Below are 258 nucleotides of genomic sequence, written 5' to 3' on the forward strand. Positions count from 1 at the left end.
GTTACAGCGCGCCGCATTTCAGTCAGCCACAATGTCCCCAACTGCCCCTTGAGACTCGGCGCGCTGTAACCACGTAAGGCCGGCATCGAGTACTGCGCACGCCAAGGAACAAACACGTCACCACGGATCGCGCCGTCATCCCTTACATTTTCAGGCACGTCAAGCGGCCCATCGGCCGACACAGCAATTGGCAGTGTGAATTCGACGGCATTGTAACGCGCAGGTTTCACGATCTCGTGGCTCAGTTCAGAGATAAAT

The 258-nt window shown here is 56.6% G+C and carries 1 protein-coding gene; it reads right to left on the reverse strand.

What is annotated here, in order from left to right; genetic code table 11:
- A partial coding sequence (locus QN347_RS20280) for a hypothetical protein (protein ID WP_323494472.1) occupies nucleotides 1–258 on the reverse strand: 258 nt, incomplete at both ends.

Origin of the sequence: Sphingomonas sp. 10B4 (assembly GCF_035019905.1) — a bacterium.
Taxonomy (GTDB): Bacteria; Pseudomonadota; Alphaproteobacteria; order Sphingomonadales; family Sphingomonadaceae; genus Sphingomonas; species Sphingomonas glacialis.